24 protein-coding genes are annotated in these 22,324 nt (G+C 68.2%); 13 read left to right on the top strand and 11 right to left on the bottom strand.

The annotated features are described in order from the left end of the window. Positions 1 to 195: 195 nt before the first annotated feature. From ACWELQ_RS08820 to ACWELQ_RS08800, 5 genes are read left to right on the top strand one after another with little or no spacing between them, the layout of a single operon-like run. On the top strand, positions 196 to 417 hold the full coding sequence (locus tag ACWELQ_RS08820) for a hypothetical protein (protein ID WP_452396447.1): 222 nt from the start codon (positions 196 to 198) through the stop codon (positions 415 to 417). Between the two features lie 37 nt (positions 418 to 454). After that, positions 455 to 1,561, top strand: coding sequence for an SPFH domain-containing protein (locus ACWELQ_RS08815; protein ID WP_452396446.1), 1,107 nt, complete (start codon positions 455 to 457; stop codon positions 1,559 to 1,561). Between the two features lie 43 nt (positions 1,562 to 1,604). Further along, entirely contained in the window at positions 1,605 to 1,997 is a 393-nt protein-coding gene (locus ACWELQ_RS08810) for a cold-shock protein (protein ID WP_452396445.1), read from the top strand. 51 nt (positions 1,998 to 2,048) lie between these two features. Next, a complete protein-coding gene (locus ACWELQ_RS08805; protein WP_452396444.1) occupies positions 2,049 to 3,149 on the top strand; it encodes an ATP-dependent DNA ligase in 1,101 nt (366 codons plus the stop codon). Next, positions 3,146 to 4,210: a DNA polymerase domain-containing protein gene (locus ACWELQ_RS08800; RefSeq protein ID WP_452396443.1), complete on the top strand. Its 1,065-nt coding sequence runs from the start codon at positions 3,146 to 3,148 to the stop codon at positions 4,208 to 4,210. Before ACWELQ_RS08805 ends, ACWELQ_RS08800 begins: the two co-directional genes overlap by 4 nt. Positions 4,211 to 4,218: 8 nt before the next feature. Here the strand turns inward: ACWELQ_RS08800 and ACWELQ_RS08795 are convergent, their stop codons facing one another. The 3 genes from ACWELQ_RS08795 to ACWELQ_RS08785 are packed head-to-tail and all read right to left on the bottom strand — an operon-like array spanning position 4,219 to position 6,399. Beyond that, positions 4,219 to 4,608 (bottom strand): hypothetical protein, encoded by a 390-nt coding sequence (locus ACWELQ_RS08795; RefSeq protein WP_452396442.1) that lies wholly within the window; start codon positions 4,606 to 4,608, stop codon positions 4,219 to 4,221. Next, the gene (locus tag ACWELQ_RS08790) at positions 4,605 to 5,114 is read right to left on the bottom strand and encodes a hypothetical protein (RefSeq protein ID WP_452396441.1); all 510 of its coding nucleotides are present in this window, start codon (positions 5,112 to 5,114) and stop codon (positions 4,605 to 4,607) included. The genes ACWELQ_RS08795 and ACWELQ_RS08790 overlap by 4 nt, the downstream gene beginning before the upstream one ends. 46 nt (positions 5,115 to 5,160) lie before the next feature. After that, positions 5,161 to 6,399, bottom strand: coding sequence for a serine hydrolase domain-containing protein (locus tag ACWELQ_RS08785; protein ID WP_452396440.1), 1,239 nt, complete (start codon positions 6,397 to 6,399; stop codon positions 5,161 to 5,163). 129 nt (positions 6,400 to 6,528) lie between these two features. Between ACWELQ_RS08785 and ACWELQ_RS08780 the strand changes: the two genes are divergently transcribed. Continuing rightward, on the top strand, positions 6,529 to 7,077 hold the full coding sequence (locus ACWELQ_RS08780; RefSeq protein WP_452396439.1) for a YdeI/OmpD-associated family protein: 549 nt from the start codon (positions 6,529 to 6,531) through the stop codon (positions 7,075 to 7,077). Between the two features lie 256 nt (positions 7,078 to 7,333). Here the strand turns inward: ACWELQ_RS08780 and ACWELQ_RS08775 are convergent, their stop codons facing one another. Beyond that, positions 7,334 to 8,203 (bottom strand): LLM class F420-dependent oxidoreductase, encoded by an 870-nt coding sequence (locus ACWELQ_RS08775; protein WP_452396438.1) that lies wholly within the window; start codon positions 8,201 to 8,203, stop codon positions 7,334 to 7,336. Beyond that, a complete protein-coding gene (locus ACWELQ_RS08770; protein WP_452396437.1) occupies positions 8,187 to 8,621 on the bottom strand; it encodes a winged helix-turn-helix transcriptional regulator in 435 nt (144 codons plus the stop codon). The genes ACWELQ_RS08775 and ACWELQ_RS08770 overlap by 17 nt, the downstream gene beginning before the upstream one ends. 245 nt (positions 8,622 to 8,866) lie before the next feature. Here ACWELQ_RS08770 and ACWELQ_RS08765 point away from each other — a divergent pair, with 245 nt between their 5' ends. Further along, positions 8,867 to 9,778, top strand: coding sequence for an NADP-dependent oxidoreductase (locus ACWELQ_RS08765; RefSeq protein WP_452396436.1), 912 nt, complete (start codon positions 8,867 to 8,869; stop codon positions 9,776 to 9,778). Between the two features lie 217 nt (positions 9,779 to 9,995). On the opposite strand, the gene ACWELQ_RS08760 is transcribed toward ACWELQ_RS08765, so the two are convergent. Further along, positions 9,996 to 10,994 carry an AraC family transcriptional regulator gene (locus ACWELQ_RS08760; RefSeq protein ID WP_452396435.1) on the bottom strand — a complete coding sequence of 333 codons (999 nt, stop codon included), beginning with the start codon at positions 10,992 to 10,994 and terminating at the stop codon, positions 9,996 to 9,998. A gap of 148 nt (positions 10,995 to 11,142) precedes the next feature. Between ACWELQ_RS08760 and ACWELQ_RS08755 the strand changes: the two genes are divergently transcribed. After that, on the top strand, positions 11,143 to 12,201 hold the full coding sequence (locus tag ACWELQ_RS08755) for a saccharopine dehydrogenase family protein (protein WP_452396434.1): 1,059 nt from the start codon (positions 11,143 to 11,145) through the stop codon (positions 12,199 to 12,201). Here the strand turns inward: ACWELQ_RS08755 and ACWELQ_RS08750 are convergent. The 3 genes from ACWELQ_RS08750 to ACWELQ_RS08740 form a co-directional block, all read right to left on the bottom strand. Then, on the bottom strand, positions 12,198 to 12,863 hold the full coding sequence (locus ACWELQ_RS08750; RefSeq protein WP_452396433.1) for a TetR/AcrR family transcriptional regulator: 666 nt from the start codon (positions 12,861 to 12,863) through the stop codon (positions 12,198 to 12,200). The genes ACWELQ_RS08755 and ACWELQ_RS08750 overlap by 4 nt on opposite strands. Beyond that, positions 12,847 to 13,992, bottom strand: a complete 1,146-nt coding sequence (locus tag ACWELQ_RS08745; RefSeq protein ID WP_452396432.1) for an acyl-CoA dehydrogenase family protein — start codon at positions 13,990 to 13,992, stop codon at positions 12,847 to 12,849. The genes ACWELQ_RS08750 and ACWELQ_RS08745 overlap by 17 nt, the downstream gene beginning before the upstream one ends. Positions 13,993 to 14,077: 85 nt before the next feature. Further along, entirely contained in the window at positions 14,078 to 14,761 is a 684-nt protein-coding gene (locus tag ACWELQ_RS08740) for a TetR/AcrR family transcriptional regulator (protein WP_452396431.1), read from the bottom strand. A gap of 146 nt (positions 14,762 to 14,907) precedes the next feature. Between ACWELQ_RS08740 and ACWELQ_RS08735 the strand changes: the two genes are divergently transcribed. From ACWELQ_RS08735 to ACWELQ_RS08715, 5 genes are all read left to right on the top strand, one after another. After that, complete coding sequence (locus ACWELQ_RS08735) at positions 14,908 to 15,123, top strand: hypothetical protein (RefSeq protein WP_452396430.1); 216 nt, start codon at positions 14,908 to 14,910, stop codon at positions 15,121 to 15,123. Further along, positions 15,120 to 16,652 carry a hypothetical protein gene (locus ACWELQ_RS08730; protein WP_452396429.1) on the top strand — a complete coding sequence of 511 codons (1,533 nt, stop codon included), beginning with the start codon at positions 15,120 to 15,122 and terminating at the stop codon, positions 16,650 to 16,652. Before ACWELQ_RS08735 ends, ACWELQ_RS08730 begins: the two co-directional genes overlap by 4 nt. Before the next feature lie 112 nt (positions 16,653 to 16,764). Beyond that, entirely contained in the window at positions 16,765 to 18,222 is a 1,458-nt protein-coding gene (locus ACWELQ_RS08725; RefSeq protein WP_452396428.1) for an SDR family NAD(P)-dependent oxidoreductase, read from the top strand. A gap of 197 nt (positions 18,223 to 18,419) precedes the next feature. After that, positions 18,420 to 19,658 (top strand): vWA domain-containing protein, encoded by a 1,239-nt coding sequence (locus ACWELQ_RS08720; protein WP_452396427.1) that lies wholly within the window; start codon positions 18,420 to 18,422, stop codon positions 19,656 to 19,658. Positions 19,659 to 19,715: 57 nt separating this feature from the next. Next, complete coding sequence (locus ACWELQ_RS08715) at positions 19,716 to 20,492, top strand: O-methyltransferase (RefSeq protein WP_452396426.1); 777 nt, start codon at positions 19,716 to 19,718, stop codon at positions 20,490 to 20,492. Positions 20,493 to 20,498: 6 nt separating this feature from the next. Here ACWELQ_RS08715 and ACWELQ_RS08710 read toward each other — a convergent pair whose 3' ends face one another. Together ACWELQ_RS08710 and ACWELQ_RS08705 are read right to left on the bottom strand one after the other, a co-directional pair. Then, the gene (locus ACWELQ_RS08710; protein ID WP_452396425.1) at positions 20,499 to 21,779 is read right to left on the bottom strand and encodes an RNA polymerase sigma factor; all 1,281 of its coding nucleotides are present in this window, start codon (positions 21,777 to 21,779) and stop codon (positions 20,499 to 20,501) included. An 11-nt stretch (positions 21,780 to 21,790) separates the two neighbouring features. Continuing rightward, positions 21,791 to 22,210, bottom strand: coding sequence for a YciI family protein (locus ACWELQ_RS08705; protein WP_452396424.1), 420 nt, complete (start codon positions 22,208 to 22,210; stop codon positions 21,791 to 21,793). Positions 22,211 to 22,324: the final 114 nt, after the last annotated feature.

Here is a 22,324-nt window from a genome sequence, read left to right as displayed (position 1 = left end):
TCGACGGCGGCGCGCGGCCGCCGTCCTCGTCGTGGACGGTGGGTCACCCCGGTAGGCGAATCGCCGGAGCGCCGAGCGCATCGATCATACCGAGCGGTAGCAATTGTGGAGCAATGTTGCGGCGGCCCAGGTCGATCCAGCCTCCGCGCGTACGCTGGGCGTTCTCAGCGATCGAGTCGGAGGAGTTCACGCGCGATGACCGACCCGGTAGTCGGATTGACCGGTACGCTGACCTCGCCGATCCGGGGCAAGGGAACCCTCGGGGAGGTGCGAGTCGCCATCCGAGGGGGAACCGAGCTCTACATCGCACGCGCCGAGGAACCTCTCGCGGCCGGTGTCACCGTGCTCGTGGTGGCCGCGCATCCGGGGCGGGTGGTCGATGTTGTTGCGTGGATTCCCCTTCCGGGCGATCGATAGATCGACAAGTTCTATCCACCAGTAGAGGGAGACAACGATGCTGGGCTACCACGTACCCGATCCCGACGAGGCGATGCTGGTCAGCGGATCGCGCGGCGCCAAGGACGGGTCCACACCGTTTCGGGTGGTGATCGGGCACGGCACCTGGGTGATGCCGTTCTTCCGCAAGGTGCGGTATCTGTCGCTGGCGATGTTCGAGGCCGAGATCGGCGAGCGCTGTGTCACCAAGCAGGCCATCCAGTTGGATGTGCGCGCGGTGATCGCGTTCAAGGTCGCCAACGACACGCAGTCGATCGTCAATGCGGCGCAACGGTTCCTGTCCGAGCAGGAGCGGGAGATGAGCGTGCTGACCGGGCGCATCTTCTCCGGGCATCTGCGTTCGATCGTGGGCTCGATGACGGTGGAGGAGATCATCCGCGAGCGTCAGAAGCTCGCCGACGAGGTGCTGGTGGCCTCGAAGGTGGAGATGAGCAATATCGGGCTGTGGGTGGATTCCTTCCAGATCCAGTCCATCGACGACGGCAACCTCGGCTACATCGCCGCGTTGGCCGCCCCGCACAACGCGGCGGTCAAGCGGGACGCGCAGATCGCGCAGGCCGCCGCCGCGCAACTCGCGGCGCAAGCCGAGCAGGAGTCGCAGCGCAAGCAGGCGGAGTATCAGCGCGAGACCGCCATTCTCAAGGCGCAGTATCAGCGCGATATCGATTCCGCCAATGCCGAAGCGGCGCAGGCGGGTCCGCTCGCTCAGGCCACCGCATTGCAGGGGGTGCTCGCCGCACAAGCCGAGCAGGCCCGCAAGGAGGCCGAGCTGCGTGAGCAGCAGCTGCAGACCGAGGTGGTCAAGCCCGCCCAGGCCGAGGCCGAGCGGGTGCGCATCCTGGCCGTCGCCGAGGCCGACCGCACCCGGATTCAGGCCGAGGCGGCGGCGTCGAACAATCGGATCGCGTTGGACCAGTTGCTGATCGAGCAGTTGCCCGAGATCGTCAAGCAGGCGTCGCTGGGGCTGTCGAAGGCGAATCTGACGGTGCTCAACGGTCCCGACGGGGTGGGCGAGATCGTCAACGGGATGGTGGGGCAGGGCCTGACCGTCTTCAATTCGTTGCAAAAGGCACTTTCTTCCAATAATGATCAGCCTGCGGACTAGAGTGCCCGTGAGAGGGACGCGGCGACGAGGAGCGGGTGTTTAGGTGTCCATCGGGAAATTGGTGTCGTTCGACAGCTCTCGGGGTTTCGGGTTCATTCGGCCGGAGGACGGCGGGCCGGACGTGTTCGTGCACGTCAATGACATCGGGCTGGATGAGGACGAGCTGCGCCAGGGGCGGGTTTTCGAATTCGATGTGACCGAGGGTGATCGTGGGCCCAAGGCGATCAACCTGGCGGTGGTGCCCGGGCAGGTGAGCCCGCCCCGGCACAAGGGCAAGGAGCATCGGGTCTCGGGGGCGATGAGCGCGAACGAGCATCGCCGGTTGATCACCGAGCTGCTGCTGGACGCCTCGCCGCAGTTGACGGCGGCGGAGATCGTGACGATCCGTGATCGGCTCACGGCGTTCGCCGATCAGCATGGGTGGCTGGAAAACTGACCGGTTCGCATTACGATCGGTTGCGGGTCCACCGCGAACCGAGGAGGTCGTGTGCAACTGCCCGTCATGCCACCGGTGAAACCGATGCTGGCCAAATCGGTCTCCGAGCTGCCCCGCGAGGCGGGGCTGCGGTATGAGCCGAAATGGGACGGCTTCCGCTGCATCGTCTTTCGTGACGGCGACGAGATCGAACTGGGTTCGCGCAACGATCGGCCCCTGACCCGGTATTTCCCCGAACTGGTGGAACTACTGGGTCAGGCGCTGCCGCCGCGGTGCGTGATCGACGGGGAGATCGTCGTCGTCACCGAGGCGGGCCTGGATTTCGACACGCTGCAAAACCGGCTGCATCCGGCGGCGTCGCGGGTCAACAAGCTGGCGGTGGAGACACCGGCGAGTTTCGTGGGCTTCGATCTGCTGGCGCTCGGGGACGAGGATCTCACCGATCGTCCGTTCGCCGAGCGGCGCCGGGTGCTGGAATCGGTGCTCGACGGCCAGTTCTCGCGCCTGCACCTGACCCCGATCACCGCCGATCCCGAGACCGCCGCGGACTGGTTCACCCGCTTCGAGGGGGCCGGGTTCGACGGGGTGATGGCCAAGGCGGCGGATCTGCCGTATCTGCAGGACAAGCGGGTGATGCTCAAGATCAAGCATGAGCGCACCGCCGACTGTGTGATCGCCGGGTTCCGCTGGCACAAGGACGGGGAGGGCGTCGGGTCGCTGCTGCTGGGACTGTTCGACGATGAGGGCAATCTGCATCATGTCGGGGTGGCGTCGAGTTTCACCGCGGCGCGACGCAAGGAGCTGGTGGGTGAGCTGGAACCGTTGCGGCACAACGCCCTCGCGAATCATCCGTGGCGGTCGTGGGCGGACGCGGCGGCACAGGCGAAGGCCGACGGGAAGATGCCCGGCGGGGTGAGCCGCTGGACCGGCGGCAAGGATCTGTCGTGGGAGGCGCTGCGGCCGGAGTTGGTGGCCGAGGTGCGCTATGAGCATGTGATGGCGGGGCGGTTGCGTCACGGTGGGCGGCTGGTGCGTTTCCGCAGCGACCGCACCCCCGAATCGTGCACCTACGCGCAGCTCGACGAGGTCGCCCCGGCCGAGCTGGCCGATATCTTCGCCGAGGCGCGCGCCGCGAAAGGGAAGCCGCAGTGAGTGATTCGATGGATATCGAGGTGGCCGGGCACAGTGTCACCATCTCCAATCCGGGCAAGATCTACTTCACCAAACGCGGGGACACCAAGCTGGATCTGGTGAACTACTACCTGGCGGTGGCCGAGCCGATCATGCGCACCATCGGGGGTCGGCCGGTGCTGCTGGAGCGCTATCCCGATGGGGCGTCGGGCAAGTCGTGGTTTCAGAAGCGGGTGCCGAAATCGGTGCCGGACTGGTTGCAGACCACGGTCGTCTCGACCCCGAACGGCACCGAGAGCGACGCCTTGGTGGCCGTCGACATGGCGCACATCCTGTGGGCGGTCAACCTGGGCTGCTTGGGCTTTCACGTCTGGGCGACCCACGCCGGTGCGGAAGCCGCCTCCACCTTCCCGCCCGTGCACGACGCGGCCGGAAACGCGTTGCCGCCCACCGGTGTCACCGACGAACTGCGTATCGATCTGGATCCCTCCCCCGGTATCGGATTCGAGGATCTGCGCGCCGCCGCGTTCGCCGTGCGCGCCCTGTGCAGCGAACTGGGCATCGATGTGCGGGTGAAGACCTCCGGCTCCCGCGGCCTGCACCTCTACGCTCTGTTGCAACCGGAGTGGGACGGCTATCAGGTCCGCGCGGCCGCGGTCGCGTTGGCGCGTGAGCTCGAACGCCGCCACCCCGACGACATCACCGCCGCCTGGTGGAAAGAGGAACGCGGCTCCCGCGTGTTCGTCGACTTCAACCAGAACGCCCCCCACAAAACAGTTTTCGGTGCCTGGTGCGTGCGCCCGAAGGTCGGCGCCCAGGTCTCCACCCCGATCTCCTGGGAAGCCCTGGAAACGATCGTCCCCGACGAGCTCACCATCGCCACCGTCCCCACCCGCGTCGCCGAACTGGGCGACCCGTGGGCCGACCGCACCCCGCAATCCCTCGCGGTCCTGCTCGAGATGTCCGAAAAGGACATGGCCGCAGGCTTGATGGACGCCCCCTGGCCTCCGGTCTACCCGAAGATGCCCAACGAACCCTCCCGCGTGCAACCGAGCAAGGCCCGCAAGGACAACAGCGACTGACGCTCTGATCACGACCGGTAGGCGGCGTCGATCCCCCGCATCGCGATCTCGAAGGTCACATCCAGTCCGCTCTCGTAGACGATCAGGGCAATCGCGAACGCCCACAGCATGTTGCGGTCGCGTTCGATGGCGCGCCCGCCCAGGTGCCAGCAGGTCACCCCGGCGACCAGCCACGACAACCACAGACAGGCTTGCGCCGGCTCCGATTTCGATGCGGCCGTTGTGAATCGATCCCAGTCGCTGCCCCCGTAGAGGAAGTCCTGGTAGCTGCTCATCGTGCTGAACGACACGAGTGCGGTGAACAGTGTGACCAGCAGGCCGACCAGCAGCCAGCACAGCACGAAGGTGGTGTTGCGGCGTTGACCTCTGCGGTCGAGATGTTGTTCGTTGATGGTCATACGCCGCAGCCCCGGATCTCGACCAGGATCAGGATCTTCCCGGCGCTGCGGGCTTCGGACAGCTTCGCGCGCACGTCCTGCTTGTCCACGGTGTGTGTCCATGGGTCCGGGTTGAAGTACACCGTTGCGGCACAGCGGTCGGGGCGCGATCCGCTCGCGGTCCGGGTCTCGGTGCTCGAACCCATCGTGACGCGATCGGCGGCCTGTAAGGCGATCGTGGGCACCGACACCGCCGCGACAGGGTCCGGATAGGGCTGTGGCCCAGCGAAATACGCCATTGCCTCGGGCAGGTCGTCGCCCGGTGACCAGCTCACGACGGCGACCGGCTCGAACCCGGCCACGCGCACCTGTCGGGCGATCCGCACCGATTCGACCGGGACATCCTGCCACTGCTGACACCGATACATCCCGAACAACGGCAACCCCACCAGCGCTGCCACCGCAGCCACGACCCGGCCCAGGCGCGCCGCACGGCGGTAGCCCGGCCGGGTTCCAGTACCCGTCATCGATCCCTCCCGATCGCCGAGGGTACTGCGCGAGAGCGGGTTCGGGTCAGGCGGCTCCGGCGGTGCGGCGTTCGGTGTAGGCGGCGGGGTGGCGGGCGGCGCGCAGGATCAAATGCAGGAGGGGGACGGCGAAGGTTTGGTCGAGGGGGCTCCAGGCCAGGGACATGCGGTTGTGGACGAAGCCGATGGAGATGCCGGAGGTGGGGTCGGTCCAGCCGGTGGAGCCGAAGGCGCCCATGTGGCCGTAGCCGCGGGGGGCGCGGGCGGCGGGGAGGCTGTGGTAGCCGAGGTGCCAGAAGGGGACCAGCAGGCTGTGGTCGAGGCGGTAGGTGCGGACGCGTTCGAGTTCGCGCACGGTTTTGGTGGACAGGTAGGGGCGGCCGTCGAGGTAGCCGTCGCAGGCCAGGGCGCTGTACATCCGGGCGAGAGCTTGGGCGGTGCACACGGCGTTTCCGGCGGGCAGGGAGGTGGACAGGATGGCGGGGTGCTCGCCACGGAAGATGGATTCCAGGCCGGGGACGTAGAGGGAGGCCAGCGGGTCGCGCACGAGGCGCGGCAGGCGCGGGACCAGGGTGGCGATATTGGCCGGGATGTCGCGTTCGGCAAGGGTTTTCACCGAGCCGACCAGGTCCGCGCCGACGGTGCGGGATCCGGCCGGTGGGCGGCCGAGGTGGATGCCGTCGACGCCGAGCGGCTCGGCGACCTCGCTGCGGTAGAGCTGCGCCATGTCGCGGCCGGTGAGGGCGCGGGCGAGACCGGTCATGAGCCAGCCGATGGTCAGGGCGTGGTAGATCGGTTTGCCCAGCAGGTGATCGGGTTTCGCGGCCGCGAGGCGGGCTTCCATGAGTTCGTGGTCGAGGACCTCGTGCGGGCTGGTGGCCGGTAGCGCCGAGAGGCCCGCGCGGTGGCTGAGCAGTTCGGTGACGGTGATGCGGGCCTTGCCGTTGGCCGCGAATTCGGGCCAGTATTCGGCGACCGGGGCGGCGTAGTCGAGCATGCCGCGGTCGGCGAGGCGGTGCAGGACGGTGGCCGAGACGCCCTTGGACGCGGAGTAGACCATCGCGCCGGTGTCGGCGGTCCAGGGGGTGCCGTGGGCGTCGGAGGCGCCGGCCCAGACATCGACGACGAGCTCGCCGTGCTGATAGACCGCCAGCGCGCCGCCGTTACCATGGCGGCCTGCGAAGACGCGGGCGAAAGTTCTTACGGCGGAGGCGAATCGGGGGTCGGCGGAACCGCTCACCCCGGTGGGCAGTCCGGCAGCGGCGGCGGAGCTGGAGGTCGTCATCGATTCACGGTAACCGCGGCACGACACCGAAAACAAGGTGTGTCTGGGACAATTATGGTTCGCGGGTTAGGTTGCCGCACCGACCGCGACCCCCGCGCAGTTGTCGGTGCCCTCTGCCACAGTAGGGATATGGACCCGGTCGCTTTCGCCGACGCCACTGCCTTTGACACCTGGCTGGCGACCAATCACGTACTCCCGCAAGGAGTGTGGATCCTCATGGCCAAGAAGGGCTCGGGCATCGCGTCACTGACCGAGGACGAGGCGGTCGACGTCGGACTGTGCTGGGGCTGGATCTCCGGGCAGCGCAAGAGCTTCGACGCCGAGCATTACCTGCAGAAGTACGTCCCGCGTCGCCCGCGCAGCCACTGGTCGCAGGTCAACGTCGACAAGGTGACGGCCCTGACCGAGGCCGGGCGGATGCGCGGGCCGGGGCTGGCCGAAGTCGCGGCCGCGCAAGCCGACGGTCGTTGGGCAGCGGCCTATCCCCCGCAGTCGAGCTTCACCGCACCCCCGGACCTCCTCGCTGCCCTCGCCACGCACCCACACGCCCGCGCCACCTACGAGGCCCTCGACCGCACCCGCCAGTACACGATCGTGCTCGACCTCTACCGCGCACTCACCCCGAAAACCCGCGCCTCGCGACTATCCAAGGCCCTCGCGAGCCTCGAATCCGCCTGAAACCGGCCGATTTCCGACTCCAGCCAACACTGCCCCGCACCCGCCGGGTACGCGGCAGTGTTGGCTGGCTGCCGGGCCATGACTTGTGAAAAGCCCGGCTTCGTGAAGCTCCAGTGCGGGCCTCGGCACCCGAATCCGCCCGCACCGGCCGATTTCTGGCTTCAGCGTCGGCCGCTCGGCAACCGTCGGGTACGCCATCGGGTGGGACCGCGTTCCGGGCAATGATCCGGACGATGCCGTCATCCGGGGACGCGGCTCAGTTCAGAGCCGTGACCAGCAGGGGCGAGAGGGTGCGGAGGGTGGGTAGCGGATCGTGGCCGAGGACCTGCACGGCGACATGGTCGGCACCGGCGCGGCGATGCTCGGCGAGGCGGTCGGTGATCTGGGCGGCGGTGCCGTGGGCGACGACGGCGTCGATGTAGCGGTCGCTGCCCGGCACGACGAGGTCGGTGTCGTGGAAACCCCAGCGGCGCAGGTTGTTGGCGTAGTTGCGCAGGCCCACGTAGAAACCGGCCCCCTCGCGGCCCAGGGCGCGGGCACGCTCGACGTCCTCGTCGAGGACCACCTTGTGTTCGACGGCCAACAGTGCGTCGGGGCCGAGGATTTTGCGCAGTTCGGCGGTGTGCTCGGGCACGGTCAGATACGGCAGTGCGCCCGCGCTGCGCTCACCGGCCAGGGCGGCGACGCGCGGGCCGAGGGCGGCCAGTGCCCGGCCGTGGCGTGGGACGCCGTGCGCGTCGAGGACGTCGAGGTAGTCGACCAGTGCGTCATAGGGTTTGGCGTAGGTGCCGGTGTGTTCGCGATGCCCGGCGCCGATACCCAGCAGGAACCGGCCGGGGAACTTCTCCTCGAGCCGCAGGAAGTCGGTGGCGGCGGCGTCGGGAGCGCTGGCCCAGATATTGACGATACTGGTGGCGACGACCAGCGTGTCGGTGCCGGCGAGCAGTTGCTCGAAGCCGTCCCAATCCGTGGGTGGCGACCCGCCCAGCCATACCGTGCCGTAACCGAGTTCTTCGATCTCACGCGCGGATTCGGGTGTGATCTGCGTGTAACGCTGCCATACGCCGAACTTTCCGAAGTCGTGGACTGTCATGTCCGCCAGCAACGCCTCAGCGCCGGGACGCATTCCCGCCCTGGTTGGCGTCGTCGCCCGCGCTGTCGAATTCGGTGCGGGCGGCGAGGACTTCGTCCATGTGGCCTTCGGCCCACCGCTGCAGTTGCGAGACGACCGCTACGAGGCTTTCCCCGAGCGGGGTGAGGGTGTAGTCGACGCGGACGGGGACCTGCGCGGTCACGTGGCGGGTGACCAGGCCGTCGCGTTCGAGGGTGCGCAGGGTCTGGGTGAGCATTTTGTTGCTGACCGAGGCGACGGTCGCGCCGATTTCACCGTAGCGGCGCGGGCCGTCGCGTAATGCGGCCAGGATCAGGCACACCCATTTGTCGCCGATGGTGTCGAGCATGTTGTGGGTGGGGCAGGCGGCGAGGAAGGCGTTGTAATCGGTCTTGGCCTGTTCACGGCGTTGCCCGGCGGTGGTGGTCGTCATTCGCTCCCCTGTCGACGATTCGCTGCCCAGTTACAGCCGACCCGCCGTGCCCCGCATTCCCATCTCCGACGGCGGATTTCGGTCATCGCGCACTCCGGGTGGGGAGCTGGGAACTTTCAGGTGCCTACTGGCCGCGCACCCGCGCCCGCTCCTACCGTGGAATCACGCCCCGCGCCGATCCGATACCGGCGGCGGCGTTCCACCGGTGGACCTTTCCTTCCTTTGCGAGCACAGGAGTATTTGTCATGCGTGCTGTTGGTTTCTCCCGCTTCGGCGGGCCCGAGGTCCTCGACGTGCTCGAGGTGCCCACGCCGACGCCCGGGCCGGGCGAGGTGTTGGTGAAAGTCGCTGCCGCCCCGGTGAATCCGGTCGATATCGGAGCGCGGGCGGGTGCGTTCGCGGCCTTGCTGCCCGAACGCGAGTATTACGTGCCCGGTGTGGAGTTCGCGGGCTGGATCGAGGATGTCGGCTCGCATGTGAGCCGCCAGGAGATCGGGCAGGCGGTGGTGGGGCTGCTGCCGTGGCTGTCCACCTTCGAGGGCAGCTACGCCGAGTACGTGGTGCTCGACGCGGATCTCGTGGCCGCCGCCCCGACCGGCGTCGAGTTGAGTGCGGCGGCGACCTTGCCGCTCAATGCGGTCACCGCCGATCTGGCCGTCACGGCCGCGCCCGGCGCGACGGTGCTGGTGACCGGTGCGGCGGGCGGGGTCGGCGGCTACGCGGTGCAGTTGGCGGCCGCCCGCGGTGCCAGGGTGATCGCGGTCGCCGGGGCGGACGACGCGGAGCTGGTGGCTTCGCTGGGCGCGAGCGAATTCGTGCCGCGCGACGCGGATCTGGTGACGCGGCTGGGAACGGGCGGGGTCGACGCGGTCATCGATGCGGCGCTGGTGGGTGCCGCGCTGTTGCCGCTGGTGCGTGACGGTGGCGCGTTCGTGGCGTTGCTGCCCCCGCTCGCGCCGCCCGCCGAGCGCGATATCACCGTGACCACGGTGGCTCAGGCTCCCGACGGCCGCCGCCTGGCCGAACTGGTGGACCTGGTGGAGGCTGGCACGCTGAGTCTGCGTGTCGCCGAAACCTATCCGCTCGCCCGCGCCGCCGACGCGCACGCGCGTTTCGAGAAGGGCGGGGTGCGCGGCCGTCTGGTCCTGCTGCCCTGAGCGTCCGACCGTCTGAACGTCTGAGCGCCCAACCGTCTGAACGTCCGACCGTCTGAGCCTGGCCCGACTGCCTGAGCGTGGCCGGGCTTGCACGATCTCGGCGGTCCGGCGCCGCCGCCCGCTTGTGCGGGCGGCAGCCTCACGGCGCTGTCACATGCCCGATCACCTCGTTGGTCGACCCCTTCATAGGGCCGGTGCTGTGTGGGCGCGGTAGTGGTCAGGCCGCGTCGGCGCGGTGGCGGAAGTGGCCGGGCGCGACGCCGAATTCGCGTTTGAATGCTTTGGCGAAGGCGTATTCGGAGGTGTAGCCGGACTTTTCGGCGACCACGCGCAGCAGGACGTCGGAGTCGCGCAGCAGCCGGGCGGCGCGGGTCATGCGCCACCAGGTCAGGTAATTGAGCGGGCCGGTGCCGACGGTGGCGGTGAAGCGTTGGGCGAAGACCGAGCGCGACACTCCAGCGTGCGCGGCGAGCGAGGCGACCGTCCACGGTGCGGCGGGTTGGGCGTGCATGGCCTGCAAGGCGGCATGCACTGCCGGATCGCGCAGCGCGGCAACCCATCCGCTCTCGGCGGGGTGCGCCTCGTACCAGGTGCGCACCATGAACAGCAGCAGCATCTCGAGCAGCGGCGCGATCGCCCCGGATTCGTCGCGGGTGTCGAGTTCGTGGCCGAGCAGGTCGATCGCGGCGCGCAACGGACTGTAGTGCCCGACACAGGCGGGCAGATGGATCACATCGGGCAACTCCGCTAGGGCGGGATGCGGGCGCGAGTCGTCGAGATAGTAGGCGCCACACAGCAACACGGTCCCGACCCCGGCAGCGTCTGCGCTGCGAGCACCGGCAGCGTCTGCGCTGCGAGCACCGGCGGCGTACGTGATACGAGCACCGGCAGCGCTCGAAGCGCCAGCGGCCTTCGAAGTCGCGGCAACGCTGGATGTATCGGCGGCGCTGGCTGTTTCGGCGGCGCTCGAGCCGACGGGGTTGTCGGAGAGGGCGTGTCCGCGGCTGCGCGGGGCGAAGGCCACGTCGCCGACCTGCAGGTGGATGGGGTCGCCGTGGTCGGGCAGCAGCCAGCACGAACCCTGGAGCACCACATGGAATCCCGCGCTGTTGCCCGCCGGCGGGAAGTAGGTGTGCCAGTGTCCGTGCCGCACGGTGCGGTTGGAGTGCGGGGTGCCCAATCGCATCGCGGCGACGGCATCGCTGAGGATGTCCACCGTTTCACGGTACCGGCGGCACACCACGGTTCGGACGATCGGACATCGGGACCGGAGTTGTGAGCATGGATCGTCCGGATCACCGCTCCTAGCGTGGATGGCGAGCCGATCTCCGGCTCGCTACACACTCTCGATGGAGTTGTCTGTCATGCGTATTGCCGTCCATGGCGCGAGCGGTTTCACCGGTTCCCTGATCGTCGCCGAGTTGGTCCGCCGCGAGTTGACCCCGGTGCTGGTCGGCCGCGATCGGTTGCGGTTGCGGCGCGTCGCCGATCAGTCCGGGATCCCCGACGCCGAGATCCGGGTGGCCGCACTCGATGACATCGATGCACTCGCTGCCGCTTTCGCCGACACCGACGCGGTGATCAATGCCGCCGGGCCGTTCACGCTGTGGGGCGAGCCGGTGGTGCGGGCCGCGATCGCCGCGCGCCGCCCCTACATCGACACCACCGGCGAACCCAGCTACCTGCAGCACATTCTGCAAACCTATGACGAGCCCGCGAAACACGCCGGGATCGCGGTGATTCCGGCCGTCACCGACGACGGCGTGCCCGGTGATCTGATCGCGGCGCTCACCGCCGCGCAGCTGGACGCCCCGATCGCCGGGATCCGTGTGGCCGATCTACGCCGCCCCGGCGCGGCCTCGCGTGGCACCGCGCGGTCGATGGCGGCCATCATGGTGCTCGATCAGATCGAATACCGTGACCACGTCTGGCAGCCGGTCGGTGACGCTACCGCCACGCTGGCCGAACCCGGTGAGACCCAGCCGGTTCCGGTGACCGCGCTGGCGCTGCCCGGCGTCTACACCATCCCCCGCCACCTCGACACCCCGCACGTGCAGGGCCTGATCCGCACCGAGATGGGTGAGATCTTCGCGGGTCTCAGCGGCGAGGTGGCCGAGACGATTCCGGAGATCCCGGATCCGGCCGAGCTGGCGGTCTCACGCTGGCTGGTGCTGGCCGAGGCGACCGCGGTCGACGGCCGCCGCGCCCGCGGCTGGGTCACCGGTCTCGACCCGTACGGTTCGACGGCCGTCATCGCCGTGGAGGCCGCCCGGCGGCTGGTCGCCGACGGCGCACCCGCCGGAACCTTGGCTCCGGCACAGGCTTTCGACGCGGCGAGCTTCCTCGACCGGCTGGCCACCACGGGGGTGACGTGGCAGGTCGAGGAGCTCACCGCGTCGATCGAGTCGGCCCGGTCGAGCTAGTTGCCCGCGTCGACCTTCGGGAAGGTGTCGACGACGAGGGTGAGCAGGGCGTCGGCGAGCAGGTGGTGCACCTGCTCGCGGGTCAGGCTGCCGCGCACGATCCATTCGCGCCCGGCGGCCTTGACCAGTCCGCCGTAACAGCGCACCAGCGCCCGCAATTCGGCCGAGTGCAGCGAATCCGACAGGCCCATCATCGCGACCATGCGGTCGGCGGCGGCGTAGTCGGCCTCGTCCAGGATGCGCTGCACCTCCGGATCGTCGCCCACGCCTTCGTGACCGGTGACCTTCACCCAGGTGCTGCCGTGCTCGCTGATGGTGTCCAGCAGCCAGGCCACACTCGCGTCCACCCGATCGCGGGTGGATCCGGCGGGCACGACCATCTTGTCCGGGCGCGGCAGTGTCACCATGCGCCGCACCACGGCCAGATACAGGTCGCGTTTGTTGCCGAAGTAGTGGTTGATCAGCCCGCGGGCCACCCCGGCTCGCTGGGCGAGCTCCGCGGTCGAGACCGCGGCGTAGGGACGTTCGCCGAACATGTCGATGGCGCAGGACAGGATCTGCGCGCGGCGTTCGTCGGGTTCGAGCCGACGGCGGCGCGACGGCGCGTCCGCGGTGTCCTCGGACGCGGTCGGCTCGATGTCGGTATCAGAGTGAGCGGGCAATGAGATCCTTCATCACCTCGTTGGCTCCCGCGAGGATTCGCAGGACCCGAGCGCCGGTGTACAGCTGGGAAATCGGGTATTCGGTCATGTATCCGTAGCCGCCGAAGAACTGCAGGCAGCGATCCACCACATTACCGAGTTGATCGGTCAACCAGTATTTCGACATGGCCGCGGTGGGAATGTCGAGCTCACCGCGCAGATGCTTGCTGATGCAGTCGTCGAGGAACACGCGCGCGACCTTGGCGATGGTCGCGCACTCGGCGAGTTCGAAGCGGGTGTTCTGCATCGCGAACAGCGGCTTGCCGAAAGCCTCACGGCCCTTGGTGTAGTCGATGGTCAGCTCGACGGCCTTCTCGGTCATCGCGACCGCCAGAATCGCGGTGACCAGGCGTTCCTGGGCGAGCATCTGCATCATCTGGTAGAAGCCCTGGCCCTCGGCGCCGCCGAGCAGGTTGGCCGCGGGCACGCGCAGGCCGTCGAAGAACAGTTCGGCGGTGTCCTGGCCCTTGCCGCCGATCTTGGACAGGATGCGGCCGCGGGTGAAGCCGGGAGTGTCCTCGCCGACCTCGGCGAAGATCAGCGAGACACCGGAGGCGCCCTGGGTGGGGTCGGTCTTGGCGGCGATGATGATGCCGTCGCACAGCCAGCCGTTGGAGATGAAGATCTTCGAGCCGGTGATGACGTACTCGTCGCCCTCGCGCACCGCGCGGGTCTTGATGTTCTGCAGATCCGAGCCCGTGCCGGGTTCGGTCATGCCGATCGAGAGCACCATCTCGCCGTTGGCCGCCTTGGGCAGCACGCGGGCCTTGAGCTCTTCGGAGCCGAAGTGGTGGATGTAGGGGGCGATGATGCTCGAGTGCACCGACATGCCCAGGGCGCCGTCGCCGGTGTGGGTCTGGGCCTCGATGATGGCCGCCTCGTGCGCGAAAGTGCCGCCGCCACCGCCGTATTCGGTCGGGATGGACGCGCACAGCAGGCCCAGTTCGCCGGCGCGGTTGTAGAGGGCGCGGTCGGGATGGCCTTGGGCGATGAACTTCTCCTCGTGCGGGATCACCTCCTTCTCGAAGAAGGTGGTGGCCAGTCCTCGTACCGCCTCGACCTCGTCGTCGCTCCATGCGGGGCGTGCCATGGTGTGATCCTTCGCTTGCCTACGGGTGCGCCTGCGCGCCTCGCCCCTCAGCGTGCACGGCTATTGGCGTTGTGTCAACAAAGCGTCAATGGTCGGTGGAACGAGACTGATTCACCTCGGCGAACGTCGTGAAAATCGGCGTGTCCGCCTCCGCCTCGATGCCCTGACGCCGCAGAAAGCCATCGATCAGACCCCACGCCAACTCGGTCGCCTGCGACACGAACTCCTCGGTCTGCTCGAGCGTCGGGGTCGCCGAATCCCCCAGCCACAGATCCGTCATCGACACCACTGCACCCACCAGCGCCCGCGACAGATAATCCAGACCCGCCGTCTCCAGCGGCACCGCCGAGGCCACCGTGCGCGCCAGCTTCTCCAACCGCCGCGCCGCATCCCGGCCCAGATCGAACTGCAGCACACCCGATTCCGACTGCTGCAACAGCGGCGCCTGCCCCAGATACCGAAACACGTTGGGGTGCTCCAGGATTCCGCTCGCATACTCACCGAACACCCGCCGCAACGCCGGACGCGGCGGCTGCAACATCAACGTCATATCCGCACCCGCCGCCGCGAACGCCCGCCGCGACATCCGCGCCGCGATCTCGGTGAACAGATCACCCTTGTCCGCGAACTGCCGATACAACCGCGGCTTGGTGATCTGCGCCTCGCGCGCGATGTCATCCATGCTCGGGCGCGGCCCCGCCCGATCGATCACCCGGATCGCCGCGTCCACGATGTCCTCCCGGGTCACCGGCGCACTGCTACGAACCACGGGCGAAGCATACACGTACCGCCGGTACGCACGGCCCGCGTGATACAAGCCACAGCACAGCCCCACGTCGACCGATTGCATTCCAGCCAACCGTACTGCCAGTATCGATCACCGTACCGGCAGTACGCACAACCGGAAAGACACCGATGTCCGACGCAGCACGCCACCTCAGCGACACCCTGCGGGCACCCCTGCCCGACGCCTTCGACCAACTCACCGACACCGACCTCACCGACCTCGACCGCCACCTCCAAGCAGCCCTCGCCCGCCGCCGCGACACCCTCGACCAAGCCATCGGCAACTCCCTCGACATCGTCCCGCGCCTCATGCGCCCGGCCGTCAAGAAAGCACTGGGACTATGAGCGAACACCTCGCCGCCGTCGCCGAGACCACCAAACTCGCACGCGTACTGGGCATCACCGACCCCACCGAACTCGACTACCTCGTCGACCTGCCACCCGCCGCCATCCGCGCCTACCGCGAACGCGTCACCGACCTGCTCTTCGACCGCGACGCCAAACGCATGAAGGGCATCGCCCAAGCCAGCAAGATCGTGCCCGTCGCCATCAGCTCCAAAATGGCCGAACGCGCCTTCGGACCCGTCCTGTGCGCCGCCGTCGCCAGCGCCGTCGAACCCCACCGCGCCGTCGACATCGCCAAAAACCTCAACGCGACCTTCCTCGCCGAATGCGCCGTCCAACTCGACCCCCGCCGCACCGCCGCCATCATCGCCGCCGTCCCACCCACCATGGTCACCGACGTTGCGCGCGAACTACTCTCACGCGGCGACCACATCACCATGGGCCGCTTCGTGCACGTCGTCCCTGAACCCGCCCTGCGCGCCGCCGCCCCCGTCATGAGCGACCCCGACCTGCTGCGCATCGGCTTCCTGCTCGAAGACAAAACCGCCATCGACAACGTCCTGCACATCGTCGCCGACCGCGTCGCCGGCGTCATCCGCGCCGCCCACGAACAGCACATGTGGGCCGAAGGCATCGACCTGCTCGACTCCATCGCACCCCACAACCGCGCCTGGATCGGCGACATCACCGCCGGACTCGGCGGCGACGTCCTCGACGCCCTCATCACCGCCGTCGCCGAACTCGACGCCTGGACCACCCTGCTACCCATCACCAGCGCCATGAGCCCGAACAGCCTGCGCCTGTTCGCCGAACGACCCGCCGTCCACGACGAGACCACCCTCGCCGCCATCATGGACGCCGCCCTCGACGGCGGCCAATGGGTCAACCTGCTGCCCTTGGCCTCCCACCTCCCCGACACCGCACGCACCTTCATCGCCGCCCGCGTCGGCGACCAGGACGACGACCGCCTCGGCGACCTCATCCGCCAAGCACACACCGCCGGACTCTGGGCCGCCATGATCCCCGTCGCCCTCGCCCTCACCGACGACAACCGCCGCCGCTTCGCGGGCCTGCCGGTCATGGCCGAACCCGACGTCCTCACCGCCGTCATCACCGCCACCGCCGACCACGACCTCTGGTCCCAAGCCCTCCCCCTGGTCGACGCCCTCCCCGACACCACCACCCCGATACTCGCCTCCCTCATCGGCGACCTCACCCGCGAACAACTGCTCACCGCCATCCTCACCGCCTCCCGCAGCGAGAACATCCACACCCTCGTCGACATCGCCCTCGCCCAAGAACAAACCGGCCGCACCCGCATCCTGCAACTCATCGACGGCATGGACGACCTCGAGGAATTCCTCTCCGCCCTCACCCCCGACACCCCGAACACGGTGTGGCAGGCCCTCATTCAGGTCCGCCTCGAAATTCCCGCCCGCCTGCTCGCCCTGCTGTCCGAACGCGCCCGCGAACTCGGCCGCGACAACGACGCCGACGATCTGCAACCGCTGCCCGCGACCACCCCCTAGCCGGTCCCGGCCACGCACGCTCAGGGATTTCACCCCTGAAATCCCTACACGGCGCGTGATGGAAGAATGGGTCGGTCATTTGCCCCCGCAAGAAGGATCGACACTCTCTCCGATGGCCGACCAGACGACCTCGCTACCGACCGACGCACCGGCCATCGACCCCGATGAGTTGGCCACCTGCCTGCGGGTCCTCGAACTGGCGGGGCAGCTGGACAAGGAGCATCCGGACTCGGTCGCCGTGCAGCGGGCCGTCGGGCACATGTTCAAGAAGTTCAAGCGGAACAAGCGGATCGCGGCTCGAGATGCGATCGCTACTGCCGACAAAGAAGTCGTGGCGGCCACCGCTACTGGCTCGCCCAACCGGATCGACGACGAAACCGCCGGCATCCTGATCAGCTCGCCCACCAGCGGGGCCAGCGCCGGAACCCTGCTGAAGCCGCGACCGTGCTACATATGCAAACAGCGCTATACACGCGTGGATGCGTTCTACCACCAGCTCTGCCCCGACTGCGCCGCCAAGAGCCACGCCAAGCGAGACGCCGGAACCGATCTCACCGGACGCCGCGCACTGCTCACCGGCGGCCGCGCCAAGATCGGCATGTACATCGCGCTGCGGCTACTGCGCGACGGGGCGCACCTCACGATCACCACCCGCTTCCCCAATGACGCCATCCGCCGCTTCACCGCCCAGCACGACAGCGCCGACTGGCTGCACCGGCTGCGCGTCGTCGGCATCGACCTGCGCGACCCCGCCCAGGTGGTCGCCCTCGCCGATGATGTCGCGGCACAAGGCCCACTCGACATCCTCATCAACAATGCCGCGCAGACCGTGCGCCGCAGCGTCGGCGCCTACAGCGCCCTCGTCGAAGCCGAGAACGGGCCGCTGCCCGCGGGCGAACTGCCCGACGTGATCACCTTCGGCAAGACCATGCAGGCCCACCCGACCGCGCTCACCGCCTCGCTCACACCGGGACTCACCGCGGCCGACATCACCGATCTGGCCCTGGTCGCCGGATCGGCCACCCCCGAACGCATTTCGCAGGGCGTCGCCATCGATGCCGGCGGACTGGTGCCCGACCTCGCGCATACCAACAGCTGGGTGCAGGCCGTCGGCGAAGTCGACGCCACAGAACTGCTGGAAGTGCAGCTGTGCAACTCCGTCGCCCCGTTCATCCTCATCTCGCGCCTGCGCCCGGCCATGGCAGCCGCGCCCGCCGACCGCAAGTACGTCGTGAACGTCTCGGCCATGGAGGGCGTCTTCGCCCGCGGCTACAAGGGCCCCGGCCATCCGCACACCAATATGGCCAAGGCCGCGCTGAACATGTTGACCCGCACCAGCGCTCGCGAAATGTTCGAGACCGACCGCATCCTCATGACCGCCGTCGACACCGGCTGGATCACCGACGAGCGCCCGCACTACACCAAGATCCGCCTCGCCGAGGAGGGCTTCCACGCCCCCTTGGACCTGGTCGACGGCGCGGCCCGGGTGTACGACCCGGTCGTGCGCGGCGAAGCGGGCGAGGACCTGTTCGGCTGCTTCCTCAAGGACTACGAACCCTCCAACTGGTAGCTGCCCCCCTGACGACCCCCTCTCCTCTAGGCAGTTTTTGAGGTGAGGGGCTCTGGAGGTGACTGTGTTATGAAGGGGTGATTCATGTTTAGATGCGCATATTTCCGTAACAGTATGTTTGTTTCTCATAACCCCACCTGGCGGGTCGGATCACTACCGTGTGAAGAGTCCCCTACCTCGGATCGAGTGACTCCCTGATGACTGCCCTGCCACTGACCAAGGGTCAGAATGCCGAACTGCCAGCCACTCCCCTACTGATCGCCGTGAATGCCGCAGCGCCCGTGGATCTCTCGGCCCTGCTGGTCACCGCCGAGGTGAAGGTGCGCTCGGATGCCGACTTCGTGTTCTACAACCAGCCCACCGCACCCGGCGTGCAGTTGACGCAGGGCACGCTGCATGTGGACCTGAGTCGAATACCGGTCGAGATCGCGCAGATCCGGGCGGTGATCACGCTCGACGATCCGCAGGCCCGTTTCGGCTCCTACCCTCCCCCGACCGCGACCGTCGCCGACCCGTCCGGAAATCCGTTGTACAGCTACCGAATCGACGGGCTCAGCGCCGAGTCGGTGGTGGTGGCGATCGAGGTCTACCGCCGCGGCGCGGGCTGGAAGGTGCGCGCGGTCGGACAGGGCTACGCGGGCGGGTTCGCCGATCTGATCACCGACCACGGCGTGGTCGTCGACGCCCCGGCCGCCGTGCCACCGGTCGAGTCGGTGCGGTCGGTTCCGGGCGAGGAGAAGCTGTCGCTCGAGAAGCGTCAGGTGCTGGATCTCCGCAAACGTGAAGTGGCCAAGGTGTTGTTGTCCAAGGGCGCGCAGGGTGTGCGGGCGCGGGTGATCCTGGTGATCGACAAGACCGGGAGCATGGCCGGGCTCTACAAGCGGCAGGTCGTGCACCAGGTGGTGGAGCGGATGATCCCGGTCGCGATTCAGCTCGACGATGACGGCGCGCTCGAACCGTTCCTCTACGGCCGGAAGTTCGCGCGGCTGCCCGACATCACCGTGGCGGACACCGAGCGCTGGTGTGCGACGTTCCTGCATTTGAGCGGCGTGCACGCGGGCATCGACTACCGGCAGATCGGCGATCTCAACGACGAGATACCGATCATGCAGGAGATTCTCGGATCGCTGCGCGCCGGCGAGCCGACGCTGGTGTTGTTCTTCACCGACGGCGGGTTCCACAAACGCCGCGAGATCACCCAGCTGATGCGCGACGCGTCACGAGCGCCCGCCTTCTGGCAGTTCATCGGGTTGGGGCCCAACAATTTCGGGCTGCTCGCCAAACTCGACGAGCTCGACGGCCGGGTGGTCGACAATGCCGGGTTCTTCGCCGTACCCGATATCGACCAACTCTCCGACGCCGAGCTGTACCGATTGCTGCTCAGCGAGTTCCCCTCCTGGCTACAAGCCGCACGCCGGGCCGGGGTGCTGGGCTGACGCGCGAGCCTGGGCGATAATCGACCCGCTCCCCCACGACGAGAACAGGGGAATCTCATGGCCGGTAGGTCGCTTGCCGAGGCGCTGCGGGATCGATTGCCGTTCCTGCGCTGGTCGGTCCTCCGATTCATGGTGGGCGGCCCCACGTTCGTGCGGACCGGGCAGGTCGGCGACGGGCGGGAGCGGGCGGCCAGGGATTTCGTGCTGTCCCGCTCCCCCGCAGGTGATCCGGACGGCGTGCTGGCGGCCTTCGACGACTTCGCGCGCAATCACAGCCTGCTGGTGAACATCGGGGATGAGAAGGGCCTCATTCTCGATGCGGCACTGCGCAAGTACTCGCCGAGGCAACTGCTCGAACTCGGCGGGTACTGCGGCTACAGCGCGATCCGGACCGCCCGGTTGCTCGGTGATGACGCACGGTTGGTGTCGGTCGAGATGAATGCCGACAATGCCGAGATCGCCCGGGCATTGATCGCGCATGCCGGTTTGAGCGACAAGGTGAGCGTCGTCGTCGGCATCATCGGCGATGGTGGGCAGACCGTCGAGACGTTGGCCGCCGAGCACGGATTCGGGCCCGGCACACTCGATTTCGTCTTCGTCGACCACGAGAAGAGCGCGTATCTGCCGGATCTGAAGACCATTCTGGACGCGGGCTGGCTGCACGCGGGCAGCGTGGTGGTCGCCGACAATGTCGCCATCCCGGGCGCGCCGGACTACCGCCGCTATATGCGGGAGTCCGAGGGTACCCGCTGGCGCACCACCGAGCATCACACCCACACCGAATACCAGTCCCTGCTCGCGGATCTGGTGCTGGAATCGGAGTACGTGGGCTGACCGGACTCAGCGCGCCAGCCCGGCCCGCTTACCCTCCAGCACCCCGCGTTCGAGGTCGTTGCCGCACAGTCCGATGGCCAGCTCGAATTCGGCCCGAGCCTCCTCGATGCGCCCCAGGCGAGCGAGCAATTCGGCGCGCACGCTCGGCAGCAGATGGGAATTCGGCATGGCCGCGGCGTCTTTCAGCTGCTCGACGAGCGCGAGCCCGGCCGCCGGGCCCCGCGCCATGGAGACCGCCACGGCGCGGTTGAGCTCGACGATCGGTGACGGCGCGAGCCGCCCGAGCGCTTCGTAGAGCACCACGATTCGATCCCAGTCGGTGGTGTCGACGGAGGCGGCGACCGCATGGCACTCCGCGATCGCGGCCTGCAATCCGTAGGCCCCGAGCCCCCGGCCAACTCGTGCGGCCTGGTCGAGGGCGGCCCGGCCGCGGCCGATCGCCGCCCGGTCCCAGCGCATTCGGTTCTGGTGTTCCAGCAGGACCGGCTGCCCGTTCGCGTCGGTGCGAGCGGGAAAGCGGGCCGCGGTCAGCTCCAGGAGGGCCAGCAGCCCGTGTGCTTCGGGCTCGCCGGGCATCAGCCGGGCCAGCACTCGGGCGAGGCGTTGGGCCTCGGCGGCGAGATCGAGGCGCATCAGGTGCTGCCCGGAGGAGGCCGACGAGGCTTCGGTGAAGATGACATAGACGACGTTGAGTACCGCGCTCAGCCGCGCGCCGCGTTCGTCGGCCGGGGGTATGGCGAACGGAACCTGCGCCGCGGCAAGGGTTTTCTTGGCACGGGTGATGCGGGCCTGCACGGTGGCGGTCGGTTCCAGGAACGCCTTGGCGATCTCGTCGCTGGTCAGACCACCGATCACGCGCAACGTCAGCGCCACCTGCGCCGCCCGTGACAGCACCGGGTGGCAGGCCACGAACATCAGAGCGAGCACATCGTCGTCGATCTGATCCGGATCCCAGAGCGGTTCCGCGCCAGCGACTATCGGCATCGCGCCGCTGGCCGCCGTGCCCTCGCCGAGTTCCTGGGCGAGGGCACGGTAGCGGTCGTCGCGGACGGCCCGGCGGCGGAAGGCGTCGATGGCCCGCCGCCGCCCGACCGTGAGCAGCCACCCCGCCGGATTGCGCGGCACGCCTGCACGCGGCCACGCCACCAGTGCCTCGGCCAGGGCTTCCTGCGCGAGATCCTCGGCCAGCGCGAAATCCCCGGTGTAGCGGGCCAAAGCGCCAACTATGCGCGCGGATTCGATGCGCCACACCGCGGCCACGGCGTCACGTCCGGTCGGGTCCGCCACGGCTCAGCCGCTCACAGCTGCCCGGTGGACTCACGCCAGGCGCGTTCCCGCTGGATCCATTCGTTGTCCTGCGGGAATTCGTCGATGCTGGTGACGCGGCGGATCTCGGTCTTGAATCCCGGTCCGAACGACGGTGCGCGCTTGGCCCATTCGACGGCCTCCTCCTTGGAGGCGACATCGAGGATGTAGAAGCCGCCGAAGAGCTCCTTGGTCTCGCCGTAGGGCCCGTCGGTGACCAGCGGCGGTTCGGTCGCATAGTCCACGACCACACCCTCTTCCGGATCCTCGAGGCCCTCGGCCACCAGCAGCACTCCGGCGCGGATCATGTCCTCGTTGTAGCGCCCCATCGTTTCGAGCATCTTCTCGAAGTCGGTGTCGGCCATGGATGCCTTGCCCTCGTCGGTCGCACGCCAGATCAGCATGTACTTCACGGTGGTCCTCCCTGTCACGGGTCGCGGTCCGACCCTTTCACATCAAGGTCGAACAACCCTCGCGCCGATCGACACGGCCGCCGAAAAAGTTCGAAATACCGGCCTATCCTGGGG

It is taken from the genome of Nocardia sp. NPDC004722, from assembly GCF_053601505.1.
Note: the sequence above shows the minus strand (reverse complement) of the source record. Positions and strands in the feature narration are given on the sequence as shown.